General features: G+C 67.6%; 23 protein-coding genes. 14 read left to right on the top strand and 9 right to left on the bottom strand.

Annotated features, from left to right (window positions below):
- The first annotated feature begins 168 nt into the window (after window positions 1-168).
- Together V6M56_RS21550 and V6M56_RS22665 are read left to right on the top strand one after the other, a co-directional pair.
- On the top strand, window positions 169-594 hold the full coding sequence (locus V6M56_RS21550) for a LysR family transcriptional regulator (protein ID WP_332686915.1): 426 nt from the start codon (window positions 169-171) through the stop codon (window positions 592-594).
- Complete coding sequence (locus tag V6M56_RS22665; RefSeq protein WP_442881209.1) at window positions 540-893, top strand: LysR substrate-binding domain-containing protein; 354 nt, start codon at window positions 540-542, stop codon at window positions 891-893. The genes V6M56_RS21550 and V6M56_RS22665 overlap by 55 nt, the downstream gene beginning before the upstream one ends.
- Before the next feature lie 103 nt (window positions 894-996).
- Here the strand turns inward: V6M56_RS22665 and V6M56_RS21545 are convergent, their stop codons facing one another.
- From V6M56_RS21545 to V6M56_RS21530, 4 genes are all read right to left on the bottom strand, one after another.
- Window positions 997-2,190, bottom strand: coding sequence for a PAS domain-containing sensor histidine kinase (locus V6M56_RS21545; protein WP_332686913.1), 1,194 nt, complete (start codon window positions 2,188-2,190; stop codon window positions 997-999).
- Window positions 2,183-2,971: an alpha/beta fold hydrolase gene (locus V6M56_RS21540; protein WP_332686911.1), complete on the bottom strand. Its 789-nt coding sequence runs from the start codon at window positions 2,969-2,971 to the stop codon at window positions 2,183-2,185. The genes V6M56_RS21545 and V6M56_RS21540 overlap by 8 nt, the downstream gene beginning before the upstream one ends.
- Window positions 2,972-3,157: 186 nt before the next feature.
- Window positions 3,158-3,799, bottom strand: a complete 642-nt coding sequence (locus V6M56_RS21535) for a Vgb family protein (protein ID WP_332686909.1) — start codon at window positions 3,797-3,799, stop codon at window positions 3,158-3,160.
- Window positions 3,800-3,808: 9 nt separating this feature from the next.
- Window positions 3,809-5,029: a helix-turn-helix domain-containing protein gene (locus V6M56_RS21530; protein ID WP_332686907.1), complete on the bottom strand. Its 1,221-nt coding sequence runs from the start codon at window positions 5,027-5,029 to the stop codon at window positions 3,809-3,811.
- 120 nt (window positions 5,030-5,149) lie between these two features.
- Here V6M56_RS21530 and V6M56_RS21525 point away from each other — a divergent pair, with 120 nt between their 5' ends.
- The 7 genes from V6M56_RS21525 (at window position 5,150) to V6M56_RS21495 (ending at window position 9,837) form a co-directional block, all read left to right on the top strand.
- The gene (locus V6M56_RS21525) at window positions 5,150-5,929 is read left to right on the top strand and encodes a DUF899 domain-containing protein (protein WP_332686905.1); all 780 of its coding nucleotides are present in this window, start codon (window positions 5,150-5,152) and stop codon (window positions 5,927-5,929) included.
- Window positions 5,907-6,200, top strand: a complete 294-nt coding sequence (locus V6M56_RS21520) for a hypothetical protein (protein ID WP_442881208.1) — start codon at window positions 5,907-5,909, stop codon at window positions 6,198-6,200. The genes V6M56_RS21525 and V6M56_RS21520 overlap by 23 nt, the downstream gene beginning before the upstream one ends.
- 93 nt (window positions 6,201-6,293) lie before the next feature.
- Window positions 6,294-6,710 carry a GFA family protein gene (locus V6M56_RS21515; protein ID WP_332686901.1) on the top strand — a complete coding sequence of 139 codons (417 nt, stop codon included), beginning with the start codon at window positions 6,294-6,296 and terminating at the stop codon, window positions 6,708-6,710.
- A 93-nt stretch (window positions 6,711-6,803) separates the two neighbouring features.
- On the top strand, window positions 6,804-7,403 hold the full coding sequence (locus V6M56_RS21510) for a 2'-5' RNA ligase family protein (protein WP_332686899.1): 600 nt from the start codon (window positions 6,804-6,806) through the stop codon (window positions 7,401-7,403).
- A gap of 80 nt (window positions 7,404-7,483) precedes the next feature.
- On the top strand, window positions 7,484-7,837 hold the full coding sequence (locus V6M56_RS21505; protein ID WP_332686897.1) for an ArsC family reductase: 354 nt from the start codon (window positions 7,484-7,486) through the stop codon (window positions 7,835-7,837).
- Window positions 7,838-7,924: 87 nt separating this feature from the next.
- Entirely contained in the window at window positions 7,925-9,049 is a 1,125-nt protein-coding gene (gene tgt / locus V6M56_RS21500) for a tRNA guanosine(34) transglycosylase Tgt (RefSeq protein WP_332686895.1), read from the top strand.
- A complete protein-coding gene (locus tag V6M56_RS21495; RefSeq protein WP_332686893.1) occupies window positions 9,046-9,837 on the top strand; it encodes a hypothetical protein in 792 nt (263 codons plus the stop codon). Before tgt ends, V6M56_RS21495 begins: the two co-directional genes overlap by 4 nt.
- Here the strand turns inward: V6M56_RS21495 and V6M56_RS21490 are convergent.
- Both V6M56_RS21490 and eno read right to left on the bottom strand, forming a co-directional pair.
- Complete coding sequence (locus V6M56_RS21490) at window positions 9,748-10,728, bottom strand: DMT family transporter (RefSeq protein WP_332686891.1); 981 nt, start codon at window positions 10,726-10,728, stop codon at window positions 9,748-9,750. The two genes, V6M56_RS21495 and V6M56_RS21490, sit on opposite strands and share 90 nt — an antisense overlap.
- 90 nt (window positions 10,729-10,818) lie before the next feature.
- Window positions 10,819-12,102, bottom strand: a complete 1,284-nt coding sequence (eno, locus tag V6M56_RS21485) for a phosphopyruvate hydratase (RefSeq protein ID WP_332686889.1) — start codon at window positions 12,100-12,102, stop codon at window positions 10,819-10,821.
- Window positions 12,103-12,380: 278 nt separating this feature from the next.
- On the opposite strand from eno, the gene queF reads away from it, so the two are divergent.
- The gene (queF, locus tag V6M56_RS21480; RefSeq protein WP_332686887.1) at window positions 12,381-12,836 is read left to right on the top strand and encodes a preQ(1) synthase; all 456 of its coding nucleotides are present in this window, start codon (window positions 12,381-12,383) and stop codon (window positions 12,834-12,836) included.
- 58 nt (window positions 12,837-12,894) lie between these two features.
- Here queF and V6M56_RS21475 read toward each other — a convergent pair whose 3' ends face one another.
- The 3 genes from V6M56_RS21475 to V6M56_RS21465 all read right to left on the bottom strand — a co-directional run bounded on the left by V6M56_RS21475 (window position 12,895) and on the right by V6M56_RS21465 (window position 15,727).
- Window positions 12,895-14,100, bottom strand: a complete 1,206-nt coding sequence (locus V6M56_RS21475; protein ID WP_332686885.1) for an MFS transporter — start codon at window positions 14,098-14,100, stop codon at window positions 12,895-12,897.
- Window positions 14,093-14,965 carry a 3-deoxy-8-phosphooctulonate synthase gene (kdsA, locus tag V6M56_RS21470; protein ID WP_332686883.1) on the bottom strand — a complete coding sequence of 291 codons (873 nt, stop codon included), beginning with the start codon at window positions 14,963-14,965 and terminating at the stop codon, window positions 14,093-14,095. Before kdsA ends, V6M56_RS21475 begins: the two co-directional genes overlap by 8 nt.
- Window positions 14,966-15,118: 153 nt before the next feature.
- On the bottom strand, window positions 15,119-15,727 hold the full coding sequence (locus V6M56_RS21465; RefSeq protein WP_332686881.1) for a LysE family translocator: 609 nt from the start codon (window positions 15,725-15,727) through the stop codon (window positions 15,119-15,121).
- A gap of 109 nt (window positions 15,728-15,836) precedes the next feature.
- On the opposite strand from V6M56_RS21465, the gene V6M56_RS21460 reads away from it, so the two are divergent.
- From V6M56_RS21460 to V6M56_RS21445, 4 genes are all read left to right on the top strand, one after another.
- Complete coding sequence (locus V6M56_RS21460; RefSeq protein ID WP_332686879.1) at window positions 15,837-16,742, top strand: transcriptional regulator GcvA; 906 nt, start codon at window positions 15,837-15,839, stop codon at window positions 16,740-16,742.
- Window positions 16,743-16,830: 88 nt separating this feature from the next.
- On the top strand, window positions 16,831-17,493 hold the full coding sequence (locus V6M56_RS21455) for a tetratricopeptide repeat protein (RefSeq protein ID WP_332686877.1): 663 nt from the start codon (window positions 16,831-16,833) through the stop codon (window positions 17,491-17,493).
- Between the two features lie 49 nt (window positions 17,494-17,542).
- Window positions 17,543-18,934 (top strand): ribosome biogenesis GTPase Der, encoded by a 1,392-nt coding sequence (gene der / locus V6M56_RS21450; protein ID WP_442881207.1) that lies wholly within the window; start codon window positions 17,543-17,545, stop codon window positions 18,932-18,934.
- Window positions 18,934-19,350 carry an NUDIX hydrolase gene (locus V6M56_RS21445; protein WP_332686875.1) on the top strand — a complete coding sequence of 139 codons (417 nt, stop codon included), beginning with the start codon at window positions 18,934-18,936 and terminating at the stop codon, window positions 19,348-19,350. The genes der and V6M56_RS21445 overlap by 1 nt, the downstream gene beginning before the upstream one ends.
- Window positions 19,351-19,432: the final 82 nt, after the last annotated feature.

Genomic DNA, 19,432 nt, shown 5'->3' with positions numbered 1-19,432 from the left:
GAACTCATAGGCGGCGGACGACCACTCTTTCCCCCTACTGGAGTTTGCACGCGCCTACGCTTGCTTGAAACGAACGCGCTCGACCAAGGCTGCGTTCGCCTTCATTACGCCTTTGATCCTTCATCTCGCGAACGAGCCTTACCGCGTGACGGAACCTAACGGCGTGTTATGCCCGATCTGTCTCTCGATCTGCGTCACCTCAAGTATGCCATGCTCGCCGTGGAGCATGGCAGCTTTCGACGTGCAGCCGATGCACTCAATCTTTCGCAGTCTACAGTCAGTCGCCGCATCCAATTACTTGAACACCGGATAGGGATTGCACTTTTCGAGCGGACGCGATCCGGCGTGCGGCCGACTACGGCTGGCGAACGCTTCATACGCGAAGCAGCAATTGGTGCTGGTCAGCTTCGCCAGGCTGTTGATTCGATGGCAATGGCTCAACGGGGGCATTTTGGTGAGCTTCGTATCGGCCTTATGGCATCCTTGGCGACCGGCTTTTTCGCTGATCGCTTGGCTCATTCCGTGACCGGTTTTCATCGATCGAGATCAAGCTGGAGGAAGCAACGGCGCAGGCAAGTGCGGCCGCTGTTCTAAGCGGACGGTTCGATGCTGCATTCATTCCCGGACATCCCCGTCTTCCTGGATGCAGGACGGAGACGCTTTGGGATGAAAGAGTTTACGTTGCTATTCCTGACGGCCATCCCGCCGCAGCGCTACGCTCGGTCGAATGGGGCGATGTGCGTGATGAGACATTTCTGGTTACGGCTGAAGCGGCAGGCCCCGAGATCGAAGATTACCTCGTTCGCCAGCTTTCCAGTCCCGGTTTTCGCCCAATTATCTCTGTTCAGCATGTAGGCCGAGACAACCTACTCAACATGGTCGCGAGGGAATGATTCAGGCCACTCCGAACGTCGCCGAAATCATACCAGAGTTCGACGTAAGCTACTCTCGGCGTTCACCACCGCCGCCTTTTGCAGCGATACCAGCCGGAAGCGCTCATTTGCCATCGGTCTGAGTCACGGTCGGTTCCAAGGGCATCTGGAAAGTGAACCTCGTCTCCTCGGCGTCCGACTTGACGCCGAGCCGCCCACCGTGCGCTTCGGCAATCTGGCTGGCGATGTAGAGCCCAAGCCCCAGGCCCTGCATGCTTGGCCGCACGTCGCCCCGATAAAAGGGTTGAAACAGTTGATCCATCGCCAATTGCGGGATTGGCTCCCCGGCATTGGCGATCGCAAGCACGAAACGCCCGTCGTCCACCGCCGCCTCGACCACGATCGGTTGGTCTTCGGCACCGTGGGTGATGGCGTTGCCAAGCAGATTGGAGAACATCTGCGCGATGCGGGCGTGGTCGACGTCGATCGGCTGCGAGAGGCTGAAACGCATTTCGATGTGCCTATCGGGGTGGGCGGTCTGCAGCTCGTTGACGACCTGGGCGAGCGTCGGCTCGATCCGCTCGCCCGCTGTGCGCTGGATGCCGATGCCACCGCCAAGGCGACCGCGGGCGAAATCCATGAGGTTGTCGATGAGCCCGTTCATGCGCGTGACGCTCTCGCCCATAAGCCGCAGGACGCGGACCGACTTCAGGTCGTCGTGCGTCTGCGCCAAGATGGTCCTGCCGGCGGCGAGAGCCGCCAAAGGATTGCGAAGATCGTGTCCAAGCACGGCGATGAACTGCTCGCGCAGCACCGCAGTCTCCCTCTCGACAACCCGCTCCGCCATTTGCTCCGCCATGTCGGCAGAAAGAGCGGCATTGGCCTCCGCGAGACCCCGTTGAGCCTCCCGCGCGGCTTCCTGTGCGTCGACGAGGTCGCGTTCGTATCGCCGGCGCTCGGTGGCCCGAAGGATGGTCAGCCGCGTAAATAGCACGTTCCCGGCTTCATCTCGGCGCTCGGCAGCGTTGGCGAGCACGTGCAGCACCGTCCCGTCCCCTTTCACGAGGTCGAGCGCGACTTCGTCGAAAAAGCCCTGCATGCGGAGCAGGGGTGCGAAATGCGTTTCGTAGAAGATGCTGCCGGCGATGTTCAGCAAATCGCGCAGGCGCTTTCCGAGAACGTCCTCCGGAGATCGGCCGATCCACTTGCAAAGCGTCTGGTTGACCTTGGCTATGCGGCCATCCGGGCGCAGCGAGAGATAGCCGCACGGGGCATTCTCATACAGATCCTCAAGATCCTCGTTCTGATCGTCAAACAAAGGTGTTCATCGCAGAGATCACTTCCTGAGGTGCGCTCAGGTTCGGGCAATGCCCGCTGGCCTTGATGTAGACGATCTCGCTTCCGGATATCGCCTTGTGAACGTATTCGCCGACCTGCTCGGAGGCGATGATGTCGTCGCTGCATTGCAGGATTAGCGTGCGGGCAGCGATCTTGCCGAGGTCCGATCGGTTGTCGGACATGAAAGTTGCCCGCGCAAACTGCTTGGCGATCTCCGGATCCGTCCGGCAGAAGCTGTTGGTCAGCTCCTCCCCGAGCTCGGGGCGGTCCGGATTGCCCATGATGGCGGGAGCCATCGCCGCCGACCACCCCATGTGATTGTCGGCCAAAGACGCTAGCAGGCCCTCGATCTGCTCCTCGCTAAATCCGCCCACATAGCCGGTGTCGTCGATATAGCGCGGCGAAGGGCCGACCATCACCAGATCGCCGAACATCTCAGGCTGCTGAATGGACGCGAGCGCCCCGATCATGGCGCTGACGGAATGGCCGACGAAGATGGCGTCCTTCAATTCCAGCTCGCGCCCTATCTCCAATACGTCGGAGGCATAGCCATCGAGCGTGGCGTACTTCTTCGCGTCGTAGGCGGTCATATCGGAGCGACCCGCGCCGACATAGTCGAAGAGCACGGTGCGGAAGCGGCCGCGGAACGCAGCCTCGACGAAGCGCCACATGTTCTGGTCGCAGCCGAATCCGTGGGCGAATACCATCGTCCGCTCGCCGGCGCCATTGATCTGGACGTTGTTGCGCTCGAGAACTGTCATCGCACCTCGCGGTTGCTTTGTCGCCCGTTCTCCCGATCTTGGCAAATGGATGCAAGTGGATGTGATCGTTAGGCCCCCCTGGGAGCGCGGCTTGGCGCTCACATTGAACACGGAAAGCCCTCATCGAGCCCGCAGGCCTTCTCGATGCATTCCAAGGCCCGGCCCGGGCGACTCGCCTTCTGGCTGCTATCTGCGCCCGCGAGCCGGCCGGCGCACCGCTCTCAGCTTTCCGCTGCGGCCGCCGCCGCAGAAGAACCGGTCGCCGCCGTCGGATTCCAGCCCCGAGACCCCGGCGCCGGCCGGCATCTCGAGCCGCTCCAGCACTGCTCCGGTGTCAGGGTCGATCCGCCTCAGCTCGCTCTCGTCGTTCTCCCAGGTGCCGTGCCAGAGCTCGTCATGCGCCCAGGTCACGCCGGTGACGAAGCGGTTCGATTCGATGGTACGCAGGATCGCGCCGGTCTCAGGGTCGATCTGATGGATCTTGCGGTCGCGGTATTGCCCGACCCAGAGCGTGCCCTCGGCCCAGGCCAACCCCGAATTGCCGCCGCTGGGCGCCGGGATCGTCGCGAGCACGTCGCCGGTCTGCGGATCGATCTTTCGGATCTGGTCTTCGGCGATCTGGAACAGGTACCGGCCATCGAAGGCCGTTCCCGCATCGGCTGCGACGTCGAGCGAGCGCACCGTCTTGCCGCTCTCGGGATCGAGCGCGTTCAGCCGGTCGCCGGACGCAAACCAGACATGCTGGCCGTCATAGCTGACGCCGGCCACGCTCTCGACATCGGGGAAGGGGCCGTATTCGCGGATGATTTCGGCTGCTGATCGTTTCATGACGCGATCCTAGTCGCCCGGCAGCGGCGCCGGGAGTAACAAGACTGTCGGGAAACCCGGCACGGGCGGCGTCACCCAGCGTCGCGCGCGCCCGCGCCCGAACGCCCCCACCTTGCCTGCGGAAGCGAGTGAGTCGAGTGCCCGCTGCACGGTGCGCGTGCTGGCCCCGAGCGCCAGCGCAAGCGCCGAGCTCGACCACGACTCGCCATCGGCGAGGAAGGCGAGCACTGCCCCATGCCGCTCCTCGACCGGCGGAGCCAGCACCACGATCTCGGCCGCGCGGCGCGGCGCCAGCGCGAATCCGTCCGCCGTGGCGCTGATCTCGGCGAGCCCCCGCAGTTCGGCGCGCAACCGCCCGATCTCGACGCGCAGCCTGGCGCGATGCGATTCATCCGCATGCTTCGCCCGGAAGGCGCTCGCAATGAGCGCGGCTCTCGGCACATCTCCGGGCCAGGCTTCGGCCAGGGCGCGCGCGAGCGCAAACAGCACCGGCCGCCTCGCGAGCGAGACTGTGGCACCTCCCTCCCGCACGGCGTTTCGGCAGGCGTCGATGACGAGCGCGCCCGATTCCGGCAGGGCTTCGACCTCGTCGAGCAGGAGCAGCCGCTCCTCTCCGCGTGCGATCAGCCGCGCCGCGGGCGTGCTCAGCAACAACGCGGCACTTTCGACCTCGGCCAGCAAGGCGGGGATGCCGGCCCGGCGCGCGGCGCTATTGGCCCGCGCCAGCGCGCCGCGGGCCTCCTTGATCCGCAGCCGCCTTATCGCGATCCCCGCGACGACGAGCTCATGAGCAGCTCGCGACGCCGGCGGGAAGGGCGCCGGGTCGACCCCGGCGAGCGCGCGCTCGGCTTCGTCGAGGCGCCCGATCAGGACGAGGCGCCGGACCTCGAGATGCCGCGCATGTGCGGCGTTCATCCAGTCGCCGCGCCGTTCGAGCGTCGCCCTTGCCGCGTCGAGCGCCTTCGCCGGCCAGCCGAGATCGCGCGAGACCAGCGCGATCTCGGCCTCGGCGACGATGCAGCGCGCACGGGCAACAGCCTCCTTCGCGCCGAAGGCCCGGGCCGCCTTCTGCAGCAGGGTTTTGGCGCGGGCGAGATCGCCCAGCCGCGCCATCGCGATGCCGCGCAGGGCGAGCGCCGGCGGGTCCTCGCGCAGCGCCACCCGGTTCAGCGCGCCGAGCAGGTCGCCCGTCGCCAGCGCGCGGGCCGCGGCCGTGATCATCGAGTCCATTCAAATCCCGCCACACTTGTCACTCCCACCGTCTCACGCCCGGCGACTACCACCAACAGCGACGCCGCTTCGGGCACGGAACGGGCGGCTAAGGACATCAGACGACAGGAGTGAAGACCGATGACGACACATCTCACCGGCTCCCGCGACGAATGGCTCGCGGCGCGGATCGAGCTGCTCAAGGCCGAGAAGGAACTGACGCGGCTCAATGACGACCTGGCAAGGCGACGCCGGCAGCTGCCCTGGGTCCGCATCGACAAGGAGTTTCGCTTCGAAACCGACGAAGGCAGCGCATCGCTGGCGGACCTGTTCCGCGGGCGCTCGCAGCTCCTCGTCTACCACTTCATGTTCGGGCCGGACTACAAGGCGGGCTGCCCCTCCTGCTCGGCGATCGCCGACGGCTTCAATGGCATCGCCGTGCACCTGGCGAACCATGACGTCTCGCTCACGGCCGTGTCCCGGGCCCCGCTGGCGAAGCTGCAGGCCTACAGGCAGCGCATGGGCTGGACCTTCCCCTGGGCCTCGTCCTCCGACAGCTCGTTCAGCTTCGACTTCAACGTCTCGTTCACCGAGCAGCAGCAGCGCGAGGGCTCGATCGAGTACAATTTCGCGCGTGAGCCGGCGTTCGAATGGCGCTCGGGCAAGGAAGGCGACGGCGCCTCGGCGAGGGCCAGCTTCGCGGCCATGACCGGCACCGACATGCAGACCTATACGCGCGACAGGCCGGGGATGAGCGCCTTCGCCATCGAGGACGGCGTCGTCTACCACACCTACTCGACCTATTCGCGCGGCGTCGACGGGATCTGGAGCATGTATCCCTGGCTCGACCGCGCTCCCAAGGGGCGCAACGAGCCGAGCGGTCCCTGGTGGCGTCGTCATGACGAATACGGCAGGGGCTAGGCCGGCTATGGCGGATTGTCATGACAGCGGCGGTGCGGCGCCTCTCGGTGCGGCCGACTGGCTGGGCCTTGCCGCCGCGCCCACCTTTGCGACCATGGGCCTGCTCACGGCCGTGTTCGGTGGCGGTGAACCGGCCGTCCTCTGTTCGACCGCGCCGGGCGCCGCGCCGATGAGCGGCATGGTCGCGATGTACCTGCTGATGAGCGCCTTCCACGCGGGGCCCTGGCTCAGGCTGATCGCCGAACGAGGCGGCAGCGCTCGCAGGTCCTGAGGCCGGCGCTTCCTAAGCCGGCGTTTCCCGGAGTGGGCGCGGCCCGCCCCGCAGCAGCAATGACCCGACACCTCATTCCATGGGAGAAGAACGATGAGCGATGCCTACACCGGCGGATGCGCCTGCGGCGCGATCCGCTACGAGATTTCCGCCGAGCCGCTGGTGATGGGCGATTGCCAGTGTCGCCACTGCCAGCAGCGCAGCGGCACCGGGCATGGGTCCTATCTGACCTTCGGAAGCCGGCAGGCCGTGAAAGTCGAGGGCGAGGCAAAGTCCTGGGACGTCGCCGCCGACAACGGCAATGTGAAGAGCCACGCCTTCTGCCCGATCTGCGGATCGCCGGTCTACCTGACCTTCTCGGCAGCGCCGGAGCGGTTCACCATCCACGCGGCCAGTCTCGACGATCCCGGCCGATACTCCCCGCAAATCGTGACCTTTACGGTTCGGGGCCATGCCTGGGACCATCTCGATCCCGCCTCGTCGAAGTTCGAGAGGATGCCGACCGGGTGAGCGACGGCGTTTGCGCGACCGTCGCGATCTTGCATTTGTTCGCTATATGTTCTAATTTTGGTTTGGCGGGAAGGTCAACCGAGGGAGAGCCAAATGTTCATGGGCGAACCGGGCGGGTATCCGTCCACGCAGCCGGTCAACCGCTATTTCTTCGCCATCGTGCCAGAGGCCGGGCCGGCCAGGGCCATTGATGGGATCACCGCCGACCTGCGGCAATCAAACGGCTTGCGCGGGACAATCATCGATCCCAGCCGCTATCACATCTCATTGTGCGGCGTCGGCGGCCCTGGTGAAGCGCCGCACGATGTGTTGTCCAAGCTCATCGCTGTCGGCGACCAGGTCCGTTACCGCCCCTTCGATGTCGGCTTCGACCATGCGATCAGCTTCAGCCAGGGGGCACGCAAGCGGTCTCTGGTCCTCGCCCATAGCGAAACCATGCCGGCGCTGAACTGGTTTCAGGCGGGACTCAGGCGAGCGATGGCCGCCGTTGGGCTCGCACCAAAGCGCCAGCAGCCGTTCGATCCGCATCTGACGCTGCTCTACGATGAGCAGAGGCTCCTGGAGACGGGCATCCCGTTGCTACGCTGGACGGTGCGCGATTTCGTGCTGATCCGCAGCATCCATGGCGAAAGCCGCCATCGCCATCTGGCGCGCTGGGCGCTCGGCGGTGGAAGGTCCGGCGGCATCGCTTGATCGGCGTCACGGCTCGTGCGACGCGAGGCGCGCCCGCCACCCGGCGGGCGCTGCAACGAAGTGCGCGAGCGATCGGACGAATGGTCACCCTCTACGGCATCAGGAACTGCGACACGATGAAGAAGGCGTGGAGCTGGCTCGACGCAAATCACGTCGCCTATGAATTCCACGACTACCGCGCCGCCGGGATCGACCGGGCGCGGCTCGAGGCCTGGTGCCGCGAACTCGGCTGGGAGAGGGTGCTCAACAAGGCCAGCACTACCTTCCGGGCGCTGCCCGAGGCGGACAAGCAAGGATTGGATGCCGACAAGGCGGTCGCGCTGATGCTGGCGCAGCCGACCATGATCAAGCGCCCGGTGCTCGATCTCGGCGAGCGCCGGCTGCTCGGCTTCAAGCCGGAGCTCTATGCGGCCGCTTTCGCGGCGAGGGCCTGAATTCCCAGGCCGCCCGGCAGCGCCGTCACGCCTGCCCGGCGCAGGCTGCACTTCCGCCGCCGGCCCGGCTGGGCTAGTCCGGCGCACATGACAACCGATTTCAGCTTTCACCTGCTCGGCCGTGACGGGGCCGCGCGCACCGGCGAGATCCGGATGCCGCGCGGCGTCATCCGCACCCCCGCCTTCATGCCGGTCGGCACGGCGGCGACCGTCAAGGGCATGTATCCCGAGCAGGTCAGGGAACTCGGCGCCGATGTCGTGCTCGGCAATACCTATCACCTGATGCTGCGCCCGGGCGCCGAGCGGATCGCTGGGCTGGGCGGCCTGCACAGGTTCATGAACTGGCCGCACCCGATCCTGACCGATTCCGGCGGCTTCCAGGTGATGTCGCTCGCCAATCTGCGCAAGCTGACCGAGGAGGGCGTCACCTTCCGCTCGCATATCGACGGCTCGAAGCACATGCTCAGCCCCGAGCGCTCGGTCGAGATCCAGAACCTGCTCGGCTCGGACATCGTCATGCAGCTCGACGAATGCGTCGCCCTGCCTTGCGAGGACAAGGTGGCCGAGAAGGCGATGCGTCTGTCGCTGCGCTGGGCGGAGCGCTGCAAGGCGGCCTTCGGCGAGCAGCCGGGCAGGGCGCTTTTCGGGATCGTCCAGGGCGGGGCGGTGCCGTCCCTGCGCGTCGAGAGTGCCCGCGAGCTCGCCGCCATGGATCTCAAGGGCTATGCCATCGGCGGCCTTGCGGTCGGCGAGCCGCAGGATGTGATGCTGGCGATGATCGAGACGGTCGAGCCGCATCTGCCTGGCGAGAAGCCGCGCTATCTGATGGGCGTCGGCACGCCGGACGACATCCTCGAGGCGGTCAGCCGCGGCGTCGACATGTTCGACTGCGTGATGCCGACCCGGGCGGGGCGCCATGGCCAGATCTTCACCCGCTTCGGCCGGATGAACCTGAAGAACGCCAAGCATGCCGACGATACCAGGCCGATCGACCCGCAATCGAAGTGCCCTGCGGCCAACGCCTATTCGCGCGCCTATCTCCACCATCTCGTCAAGGCCGAGGAGATGCTCGGCAAGATGCTGCTGACCTGGGTCAACCTGGCCTATTACCAGGAGCTGATGGCCGGGCTGCGTTCCGCGATCGCGGCTGGCCGGCTGGCCGATTTCATCGCCGAGACCAAGCAGGGCTGGGAGCGGGGCGAACCGGCGTGATCGAGCCCTGGCTTGTCGTGCTCGGCCTCAAGATGGCGATCGCCGCCGGCATCGTCGTCGGCTGCTCGGTCATCGCCGAGCGCAGCGGCCCGTTTTTGGCGGCGATGATCGCGACCCTGCCGATCTCGGCGGGGCCCGTCTATGTCTTCCTCGCGCTCGAGCACGACGCGGCCTTCATCGCCGGGAGCGCGCTTGCCGGCATGGCGACGAACCTCGCCAATGGCGGCTTCCTGCTCGCCTATGTGCCGCTGGCGCAGCGTTTCGGCCTCGCCGTCAGCCTCGGTGCGGCGCTGCTGGCCTGGTCGGCGATCATCCTGCTCTTCCGCGCCGGCCAGCCTTCGTTCCTCCTGCTGCTGGCGCTGACGCCGCCGGCCTTCCTGTTGCTGCACCGGCTGTTCAGGCCGTATCTGGAGGCTCGTCCGGCCGTGCCGCCGAAGCGGCTCTGGTTCGCGATCCCGCTTCGCGCCGCGGCGATCGCGACCGTGGCCGGGGTCGCGAGCACCGTCAGTGCCCGTGTCGGACCGGCCTGGTCGGGGGTCATGGCCGGCGTTCCGATCGTGCTCTCCAGCCTGATCGTCATTCTCCAGCCACGCATCGGCGGGCCGGCCTCCGCGGCGGTGATCGCCAACGCCGCCATCGGGTTTCTCGGCTTCGGCTCGGCGCTCGCGGTCGTGCATCTGGCCGCGCCGCCGCTGGGCTCATGGCCGGCGCTGGCGCTCGGCCTCGCCGTCAGCATCGGCTGGAACCTCGTTCTGATGGACCTCGCCCGCCGCCGGTCGGCGCCATGAGGCGACGAAAAGCCCGGCGATGATGATCGCGATGCCGCCGATCTGAAGGCCGCTCGGGATTTCGCCCAGCGCCGGGATCGCCAGCAGCGTCCCCACCACCGGGATCATCGGCGGGAAACGGCCGATCACGGCCGGGCTCAGCACCGGGGTCGACCAGCTCCAGATCCACAGGCCGAAGATGATGTTGAGGACGCCCTGGTTGAAGGCGTGCGCCAGCAGCACACACCAGGGCGCGACATCGAAGCCGCGGAAGAAGAACAGCGCGTAGACGGGCAGATAGAGCATCGACACGACGGAGACCACGGCGGTCGCCTTCAGCGCGTCGACACGCCAGAGCTGGATCAGGAGCGGATAACCACCCCAGATCAGGCCGACGCCGAGGAAGCAGAGATCGCCGAGCAGGATGGTCGCATTGGTGTGCCTGGTGCCTGCGAACCCGAGGCAGGCCAGGCCCACCAGAACCGCGCAGACGCCGATGACGAGCGGGCGCGACAATCTGCTGCCGAACAGCACGACGCTGCCGACGATGCCGATCACCGTGACCATACCGGGGCCGATCACCGCGCCGTGCGCCGCCGGCGCCATGGTCAGGCCGGTCATCAGCAGGTAGCTCATCGGAAAGCCGCTCATCACGACAAGCGCCAGCCCGCGCCCCCAGCCGATGCCGCCGCAGGAGGCGACGCCGCCGGCCAGGAAGGTCGGCAGCAGCAGGAAGCCGGCCGTGGCGAAGCGCAGCGCCAGCATGTCATGCGAGCTCAGGCCGTTGAGCACGGCATGCCGGCTGACGACGAAGTTCGCGCCGAAGATCACCATCGCCAGCGCCATGCCGCCGAAGGCGAGCCGTCGCCGCAGGCGGATCCGGGCGTCGGAAAGCGGCACGGTTTGATGCATGCTCCGGCTTAGCGCCGGAGCATGGCTTCAGTTAGTGGGTTTGCCGCATGGGCCGCGCGCGCGGCTTGCGCTGCGGCGCACAAAGATCGCTCAGGCCAGCGCCTTCAGCGCGGCCCGGCCGGCATAGACCGCCTGGTCGCCGAGCTCTTCCTCGATGCGCAGGAGCTGGTTGTATTTCGCGGTCCGGTCGGAGCGGGAGAGCGAGCCCGTCTTGATCTGTCCGCAATTGGTCGCGACCGAAAGGTCGGCGACGGTGGCGTCCTCGGTCTCGCCCGAGCGGTGCGACATCACCGCGGTGTAGCCGGCGCGCTGTGCCATCTCGACCGCCGCCAGCGTCTCGGTCAGCGTGCCGATCTGGTTGACCTTGACCAGGATCGAGTTCGCGGTCTTCGCCTTGATGCCGCGCGACAGGCGGGTGACGTTGGTGACGAAGAGGTCGTCTCCGACGAGCTGGCACTTGCTGCCGACGAGATCGGTCAGCGCCTTCCAGCCTTCCCAGTCATCCTCCGACATGCCGTCCTCGATCGAGACGATCGGATAGCTGCCGACGAGCTTGGCGAGGTATTTCACCTGGGCCTTCGGATCGCGGGTTTTGCGTTCGCCTGCATAGACATAGGCGCCGTCCTTGAAGAACTCGGTGGCGGCGCAGTCGAGCGCCAGCGCGACGTCCTCGCCGGGCTTGTAGCCGGCCTTCTCGATCGCCTGCATGACGAAGTCGAGCGCCGCTTCGGCCGATTTGAGGTTGGGGGCGAAGCCGCCCTCGTCGCCGACATTGGTGTTGTGGCCGGCGTCGTGCAGCGCCTTCTTCAGCGTGTGGAAGATCTCCGCGCCCATGCGCAGGCCCTCGGCGAAGGAGGGCGCGCCGATCGGCATCACCATGAATTCCTGGAAGTCGATCGGGTTGTCGGCATGGGCGCCGCCGTTGACGATGTTCATCATCGGCACCGGCAGCACCCGCGCCTGGGTGCCGCCGACATAGCGGTAGAGCGCCAGGCCCGAGGCCTCGGCCGCGGCCTTGGCGACGGCGAGCGAGACGCCCAGGATGGCGTTGGCGCCGAGCTTGCTCTTGTTGGGCGTGCCGTCGAGCTCGATCATCGTCTCGTCGATCGCGACCTGGTCCTCGGCGTCCATGGCGACCAGCGCCTCGGCGATCGTCATGTTGACCGCCTCGAGCGCGTTCTGCACGCCCTTGCCAAAATAGCGGCTCTTGTCGCCGTCGCGCAGCTCGACCGCCTCATGCGCGCCGGTCGAGGCGCCCGACGGTACGGCGGCGCGGCCCATCGAGCCGTCTTCGAGCACGACATCGACCTCGACGGTCGGATTGCCGCGGGAATCGAGGATCTGGCGGCCGATGATGTCGATGATCGCGGTCATGGCGGGCTCCGGAGCAGGGGCGGGAACGGAATGATGCGGCGCTTCTAGACAAGAGGAGGGGCGACGGGAAGAGGCGGTGGCGTTTGAATGGCGTCGGCGATAAAAGCCCGCTTGAAACGCAAGTGGTGCCTGAGGATCGCTTGCAACGACGAGCCCTCATCCTGAGGAGCCGCGAAGCGGCGTCTCGAAGGGTGGATCCAGAGGGCGCTGGAGCATCCTTCGAGACGCGATCGGCGATCGCTCCTCAGGATGAGGGCCAAGTATCGATTGGAGAGAGCATGACCCTCGACGCCTCGACCCTGCAGCTCGGCCAGCCGAGCGCCCTGCCGCGCTCGCCGGAGGAGGCGCGGCTCGACCGCGTGCCGAACCCGCATGCCGGCACGAACTATCTCGCCCGCTTCACCTGCCCGGAATTCACCTCGATCTGCCCGGTCACCGGCCAGCCCGATTTCGGCATCCTGGTGATCGACTATCTGCCGGGCGACTGGCTGGTCGAGTCGAAGTCGTTGAAGCTCTATCTCGGTGCTTTCCGCAACCACGGCGCCTTCCATGAGGACTGCACCGTCAACATCGGCAAGACGCTGGTCGAGCTGCTGGAGCCGGTCTGGTTCCGCATCGGCGGCTACTGGTATCCGCGCGGCGGCATCCCGATCGACGTGTTCTTCCAGACCGGCGAGCCGCCCAAGGGCCTGTGGCTTCCGGACCAGGGCGTGGCGCCTTATCGCGGGCGGTGAGAGCTTGCCGCCGAAAAGTGCGAAGCGGTTTTCGGATCACGGCAGGCTCAAACGAAACTCAGGTCCTGCTCCCTGCCAGCGGCAGGATGCGCGGCACCAGGAAACCGAGCAGGCCGATCCCGGCCGCGAACAGCAGGATCGCGCCGCTGGTTCCGAGCAGGTGGAGGGCCGTGCCCATCAGGAGCGGGCCGAGCGCATGGCCGCAAAACAGCGCGCAGGCGAACAGTGCGACCGCCGAGCCGCGCGCGCCGGGCGCCAGTTCGGTCGCCTGCGCCTGGAAGGTGCCGTGCATCAGGAAGAAGCCGAAGCCGCTCAATGTGAAGATCGCGATCGCGCTCCACCAGGGCAGCATCGGCAGCGCGAAGAGGCCGTAGGCCAGCGCCATCAGCGTACCGCCGATCGTGGTCATCCGCGCCGGCCCGAGCCGCTCGACCAGGATCCGGGTCAGGATGCCGTAGACGATGCCGCCGAGGCCGGTGCCGGCGATGACGAGCCCGGCCTGCGAGGCGCCGGCACCGGAGCGTTCCTGCAGGATCGCCGCCACAAAGGGCGGCATGCCGAAGATCAGGGCACCCTCGACGATGACCAGGCCGTAGAGCAGCTTGGTCTGCGGGTTGGCGAAGACGGTGGCATAGTTTGCGATCGCCCCGGAAAAGCTCAGTGGCGGGCGCAGCGCGTCCGGGCGCGGCTTCAATACCAGGATCACCAGCACGCCGGCGAGGGCGGAGAGCGCGCCGGCCACGAGGAAGACGCCGCGCCAGCCGATATGGTCGGCGATCAGCCCCGAACAGGCCGCGCCCGCCATCTGGCCGACGATCATCAGCACGAGGAAGCGCCCGAGCTGTACCTGGCGTTCGGCCATCGGCGCGCGGTCGCCGATGGCCGCCATCGCGGCCGGGATCACCCCGCCGGCGACGATGCCGGCAGCCGTCCGCATCAGCGTCAGCGCGTCGAAGGACCAGGCGAAGGCGGCTGCGGCCGAGAGCAAGGCGAGGAGCAGCAGGCAGGTCGAGATCGTCCGCAGCTTGCCGAGCGAATCCGCCACCGGCCCGAGAAAGGGCTGGCCGACGGCATAGGCGAAGGAGAAGGCGGTCGCGACGGCGGCGACCTGCGGCACGCTGCGCTCGAACTCGCCGGCCAGCGTCGGCACCAGCGGATCGAGGATCCGCATGGTGAAGGTCGAGGCGAAGCCGCAGGCTCCGAGGACGAGGATCAGTGCTGTGAGCGAGCCGTCCGCGGGCCGCGGTTGCGGCGCCTCAGCCACGGGCGGGCGTCGCCTGCGCCAGGCGCTTGGCGACGCGGTCGAACTCCTGCAGTTCCGCGATCAGTGCCGGGAATTCTTGCAAGGGCACCATGTTGGGGCCGTCCGACGGGGCCTTGTCGGGGTCGGGATGGGTCTCGATGAAGACGCCGGCGACGCCGACCGCCACCGCCGCCCGCGCCAGGACCGGCACGAATTCGCGCTGCCCCCCGGTCGAGGCGCCCTTGCCGCCGGGCTGCTGCACCGAATGCGTGGCGTCGAAGATCACCGGCGCGCCGATGCCCTGCGCCATGATCGGCAGGGCGCGCATGTCCGAGACCAGCGTATTGTAGCCGAAGGAGGCGCCGCGCTCGGTCACCATCAGGTTGGGATTGCCGCTCTCGGTCACCTTGGCGGCGACATTGACCATGTCCCAGGGCGCCAGGAACTGACCCTTCTTGACGTTGACGATCCGGCCGGTCTCGGCGGCGGCGACGAGCAGGTCGGTCTGGCGGCAGAGGAAGGCAGGGATCTGCAGGATGTCGACCACCTCGGCCACGGCGGCGCACTGGCCGGCCTCGTGCACGTCGGTCAGCACGGGAAGGCCGGTGCGCTGCCTGATCTCGGCGAAGACGGGGAGCGCCGCCTCCAGGCCCATGCCGCGCTGGCCCTTGACGCTGGTGCGATTGGCCTTGTCGAAGGAGGTCTTGAAGACCAGCCCGATCTGGAGCCTGGCCGCCATCTCCTTGAGCGCCAGCGCGACTTCGAGCGCGTGCTCGCGGCTCTCCATCTGGCAGGGGCCGGCGATCAGCGAAAGCGGCAGCGAGTTGCCGAAGCGGACCGGCTGGGCGAGGTCGGCGCCGGCGGTGACGATGGCGTTGGCGCTCATGAAAACGGATCCTGTACCGGGCGGGCGGATGGCCCTCGCGCCCGGCGGGCAATTCGGTCGGGCGCCCGCGTATCACGGTGCCACCCCGTCGGCGCGCCCCGGCTCTAGGACTTGTGCGCCTCGCAGGTCAAGCCGGGAGCCGCGAAGGGCCGCTCAGGATAGCGCCAGCCAGGCAGCAACCAGCAGCATGCAGATGCCGAAGCACCAGCCCTGGATGCGCGTCGCCCGCGCGGAACGAAAGCGTCCGAGGATGACCTGGCCGCCATAGACCCAGGGGAAGTGGCACAGGATACCGACCGCGAGAAAAGCCAGCGTGAACTGGGTCACCTGGCTCCCGGATGAGCGGCCGGGGTCGAGGAACTGCGAGAACATCACGGCGATGGTCGAATGGATCTTCGGGTTCAGCGCGACCGCGAGGAAGCCGTCGCTGAAGCGCAGGCCTGTGGGAGCGGCTGTCTGCGCGCCTTCCGCCGGTGTCGCGCTGCGGATGAAGTTCCAGCCGAGATAGACGAGATAGGCGATGCCGGCCCATTTCAGCGCCAGCTCGAATCCGGGATGGCCCTGCAGCGCGCCGCCGAGGCCCAGGCCGTAGAGCAGGCAGAGCGCGATGTTCGCGGCCTCGAAGCCGGCCCAGAAGGGCAGCGTCCCGCGGATCCCGAAGCGCGCGCCGGCTGTCGCCAGCAAAGTGTTGCCCGGCCCGGGGCTGAACACCATCGGGACAGTGAAGCCGAGGAACAGCAGCCAGGTATTCCAGGCGATCATCGATTTGTCCTTGCGGGGAGGAGGCACATGGTTGCGGCCATAGAGACCGCTTCCGCGGGGCGGCAAAGCGATCTATCCTCATCCGCTCGATAAGCTGGGGTCATCGAGCATGCGCCGCCTTCCACCGCTCGGCGCGCTGCGTGCCTTCGAGGCCGGCGCCCGCCATCTCAGCTTCACGCGGGCGGCGAGCGAGCTCTGCGTAACCCAGGCCGCGATCAGTCATCAGGTACGCCAGCTCGAGGACTGGCTCGGGGTGCGCCTGTTCGCGCGGAGGGGGCATGCACTCAAGTTGACGGCCGAGGGCGCCGCCTATCTGCCGGAGCTCAGCGAGGCGCTCGACCGTATGGCCGCGGCGACGCTACGCCTGCGCCGGCGTGCGGACGGGCCGTTGCGCCTCACGGTCCTGCCGTCCTTCGCGGCACGCTGGCTGGTGCCGCGGCTCGGGCGCTTCCGTTCCCTCCATCCCGATATCGACCTGCGGCTGACCAGTTCGGCCGATCTCTGGAACTTCGCGACCGAGGGCTTCGATCTCGCAATCCGCTCCGGACTGGGACGCTGGCCGGGGCTGAGGGGCGATCTCGTTGCCCGCGAAGCGCTCAGCCCGGTTTGCAGCCCGGCCCTGGCCGCCGGGCCGCCGCCACTGCGCGAGCCTTCCGAGCTGCGGGGCCTGAGACTGCTCCACGATACGCCGCGCGACGGTTGGGCGCGCTGGCTCGCCCATGTCGGCGTCGCGGGGGTGGATACCGGAGCCGGCCTCACCTTCGACGATGCTGGGCTGGTGCTGCAGGCCGCCATCGACGGACAGGGCGTCGCGCTTGGCCGATTGACCCTCGCCGCCGACGATCTCCGCGCCGGGCGCCTCGTCCGGCCCTTCGAGGCGGAGTTGCCGAACGACTACAGCTATTGGCTGGTCTATCCGCGCCTCACGCTCGAGCGACCGGAGGCGGTGGCGTTCCGGAACTGGCTTCTGGCAGAGGCCAAAGGCGCCGGGCCGGCGGCGACGCCGCCCGCCTGAGACTTCGCCCGGACCGCCATGCCGATCCGGCTCGCAATCTTCGGGCGAAAGTGCTACCCGGCAGGGCAGCAAGCATTTCCGAGGCGTTATGTCCGATATTTTCCGCGAGATCGACGAGGAGGTCCGCCGCGAGAAGGCGGCCGCCATCTGGAACAAGTACAGCACCGTCTTCATCGCGCTTGCCGTGATCGCCGTGGCGGCTGTCGCCGGCTGGCAGTTCTGGCAGCACCAGGAGCGGCAGAAGGCCGAGGCCGTCGGCGCGAAGTTCGAATCCGCCGTCCGGGCGGCACGCGACGGCAATGCCAGCGAGGCCGAGGCGACGCTGACCGAGCTTGCCGCCAGCGCTCCGGCCGGCTACCGCCAGATCGCCCGGTTCCGCCTCGCGGCCGAGGTCGGCAAGCGCGATCCGGCGGCCGGCGCCGCGGCCTTCGACGCTCTCGCCGATGACGCCACGATCGATGCGAATTATCGCGATCTCGCCCGCTTGCGGGCCGGGCTGCTGCGTGTCGATCTCGTGCCCTATGCCGAACTGCGCCCGGCTCTGGAGCCGCTCGCGGCGCCGACGGGCAACTGGCGCCATTCGGCCCGCGAAATCCTCGGCATCGCCGCGCTCAAGGGCAATCTCTTCGAGGATGCCGGCCGCTGGTTCGACGCCATCGTGACGGACGCCCAGACGCCGCCGGCGCTGCGCCAGCGCGTCGAGCTCTACCTCGCCTTGGTGCGCGGCGGCGCCGTCGAAACCAAGAACTGAAACCGCACGCCGGTCCGTACCGGCCGGTGCCGGTGTAACTGGACGGATCATGACCGCGACCATCGCCATCGTCGGCCGGCCCAATGTCGGCAAGTCGACCCTGTTCAACCGGCTCGTCGGCAAGAAGCTGGCGCTGGTCGACGACCGGCCGGGCGTCACGCGCGACCGGCGCGAGGGCGAGGCCAGCCTCGGCCATCTGCGCTTCACGGTGATCGATACCGCGGGCCTCGAGGAGGCCGACAAGGAATCGCTCGCCGGCCGCATGCGCGCCCAGACGCAGACCGCGATCGACCAGGCCGACGTCATCCTGTTCATGATCGACGCCAGGCTCGGCCTGACGCCGATGGACCAGCCCTTCGCCGATCTGGTGCGCCGCTCCGGCAAGCCCGTCATCCTGCTCGCCAACAAGGCCGAGGGGAACAAGGGCAAGGACGGCGTCATGGAAGCCTATTCGCTCGGCCTGGGCGATCCGGTGCCGTTCTCCGCCGAACATGGCGAGGGCACCTCCGACCTGCTCGAGGCGCTGATGCCCTTCGTCCCCGACGAGCCGGAGGAAGAGGAGGAGGATGAATGGGCCGAGGCGCCCGCCGCCCTCCCGGACGACGAGGAGGCCGACGACCCGAACCGGCCGCTGCGCGTCACCATCATCGGCCGTCCCAATGCCGGCAAGTCGACCCTGGTCAACCGGATGATCGGGCAGGACCGGCTGCTGACGGGGCCTGAGGCCGGCATTACCCGCGACACCATCTCGGTCGACTGGCAATGGCGCAGCCGGCCGGTCAGGCTGTTCGACACGGCCGGGATGCGCAAGCGCGCCCGCATCGAGGAGAAGCTGGAGAAGCTCTCGGTCGCCGATGCGCTGCGCGCCATCCGCTTCGCCGAGGTCGTGGTCGTGCTCCTCGACTCGACGATCCCCTTCGAGAAGCAGGATCTGACGCTGGTCGACCTGACCGAGCGCGAAGGCCGCTGCGTCGTCATCGGTCTCAACAAATGGGATCTCGTCGCCGACAAGGCCGGCCTGCTCGCCGAGCTCAAGGAAAAGGCCAATCATTTGCTGGCGCAGGTGCGCGGCGTCGAGATCGTGCCGCTTTCGGGCCTCGCCGGCGAAGGCATCGACCGGCTGATGCAGGCGGTCTTCCGGTCCTATGACGTCTGGAACCGCCGGGTCTCGACGGCGCGGATCAATCGTTGGCTGGAGGGTGTGCTCTCGGCCCATCCGCCGCCGGCAGTGGCCGGCCGGCGCATCAAGATCCGCTACATGACGCAGGCCAAGGCGCGGCCGCCGACATTCGCACTGTTCGGCAACCAGCTCGACCATCTGCCGGTGTCCTATACGCGCTACCTCGTCAACAACCTGCGCGAGGCCTTCGAACTGCCCGGAACGCCGATCCGCCTGCACACGCGCGGCGGCGCCAACCCGTTCGACAAGCCCAAGCGCTGATGGCGAGCGCGCCCGAAACGGTCAGCGCGCTCTTTCTCAGATCAGACGGCAGGGTCCTGCTCGGCCTGCGCGCCTCGTGGAAGCGCGCCTGGGCCGATCACTGGGACGCGATCGGCGGCCGGGTCGAGGCCGGCGAGGGGCTCGACGAGGCGCTGATCCGCGAATGTCGCGAGGAGGTCGGGCTCGTGCCGACGACCTATCGGCTGATGCTCTCGGCACCGGAGCATTTCCCGGAGCGCAACGGCGCGGCGCTCCATCACATCTACGTGGTCTCGGCCTGGGACGGTGGCGAGGCGGAAAACCTCACCGACGAGCATAGCGAGATCGGCTGGTTCTCCATCGAGGAGATGGAGCGCCTGCCGAATCTCACGGTCTCGGAATTGATCGAGATCCTGCGAGAGTGTTGCCCGTCCTGATGCCTTCGCGGCGCCGCCTATCCGAGCGTCATTCCGGCGCTTCGCTTCGCTGCGGCCGGAATGACGGCGAGTAGGGAGGAGC

It is taken from the genome of Allobosea sp. (assembly GCF_036675845.1).
In the GTDB taxonomy this organism is placed as follows: Bacteria; Pseudomonadota; Alphaproteobacteria; order Rhizobiales; family Beijerinckiaceae; genus Allobosea.
This window is presented reverse-complemented; position numbering and strand designations above follow the sequence as displayed.

Coding starts and splice junctions, on each gene's coding strand:
- der (WP_442881207.1), top strand. CDS start 17,543: ATGACCGCGACCATCGCCATCGTCGGCCGGCCCAATGTCGGCAAGTCG.
- kdsA (WP_332686883.1), bottom strand. CDS start 14,965: ATGAGCGCCAACGCCATCGTCACCGCCGGCGCCGACCTCGCCCAGCCG.
- V6M56_RS21465 (WP_332686881.1), bottom strand. CDS start 15,727: ATGATCGCCTGGAATACCTGGCTGCTGTTCCTCGGCTTCACTGTCCCG.
- V6M56_RS21455 (WP_332686877.1), top strand. CDS start 16,831: ATGTCCGATATTTTCCGCGAGATCGACGAGGAGGTCCGCCGCGAGAAG.
- V6M56_RS21535 (WP_332686909.1), bottom strand. CDS start 3,799: ATGAAACGATCAGCAGCCGAAATCATCCGCGAATACGGCCCCTTCCCC.
- V6M56_RS21505 (WP_332686897.1), top strand. CDS start 7,484: ATGGTCACCCTCTACGGCATCAGGAACTGCGACACGATGAAGAAGGCG.
- V6M56_RS21520 (WP_442881208.1), top strand. CDS start 5,907: ATGACGAATACGGCAGGGGCTAGGCCGGCTATGGCGGATTGTCATGAC.
- V6M56_RS21510 (WP_332686899.1), top strand. CDS start 6,804: ATGTTCATGGGCGAACCGGGCGGGTATCCGTCCACGCAGCCGGTCAAC.
- eno (WP_332686889.1), bottom strand. CDS start 12,102: ATGACCGCGATCATCGACATCATCGGCCGCCAGATCCTCGATTCCCGC.
- tgt (WP_332686895.1), top strand. CDS start 7,925: ATGACAACCGATTTCAGCTTTCACCTGCTCGGCCGTGACGGGGCCGCG.
- V6M56_RS21530 (WP_332686907.1), bottom strand. CDS start 5,029: ATGGACTCGATGATCACGGCCGCGGCCCGCGCGCTGGCGACGGGCGAC.
- V6M56_RS21460 (WP_332686879.1), top strand. CDS start 15,837: ATGCGCCGCCTTCCACCGCTCGGCGCGCTGCGTGCCTTCGAGGCCGGC.
- V6M56_RS21490 (WP_332686891.1), bottom strand. CDS start 10,728: ATGCATCAAACCGTGCCGCTTTCCGACGCCCGGATCCGCCTGCGGCGA.
- V6M56_RS21550 (WP_332686915.1), top strand. CDS start 169: ATGCCCGATCTGTCTCTCGATCTGCGTCACCTCAAGTATGCCATGCTC.
- V6M56_RS21525 (WP_332686905.1), top strand. CDS start 5,150: ATGACGACACATCTCACCGGCTCCCGCGACGAATGGCTCGCGGCGCGG.
- V6M56_RS21515 (WP_332686901.1), top strand. CDS start 6,294: ATGAGCGATGCCTACACCGGCGGATGCGCCTGCGGCGCGATCCGCTAC.
- V6M56_RS21445 (WP_332686875.1), top strand. CDS start 18,934: ATGGCGAGCGCGCCCGAAACGGTCAGCGCGCTCTTTCTCAGATCAGAC.
- queF (WP_332686887.1), top strand. CDS start 12,381: ATGACCCTCGACGCCTCGACCCTGCAGCTCGGCCAGCCGAGCGCCCTG.
- V6M56_RS21540 (WP_332686911.1), bottom strand. CDS start 2,971: ATGACAGTTCTCGAGCGCAACAACGTCCAGATCAATGGCGCCGGCGAG.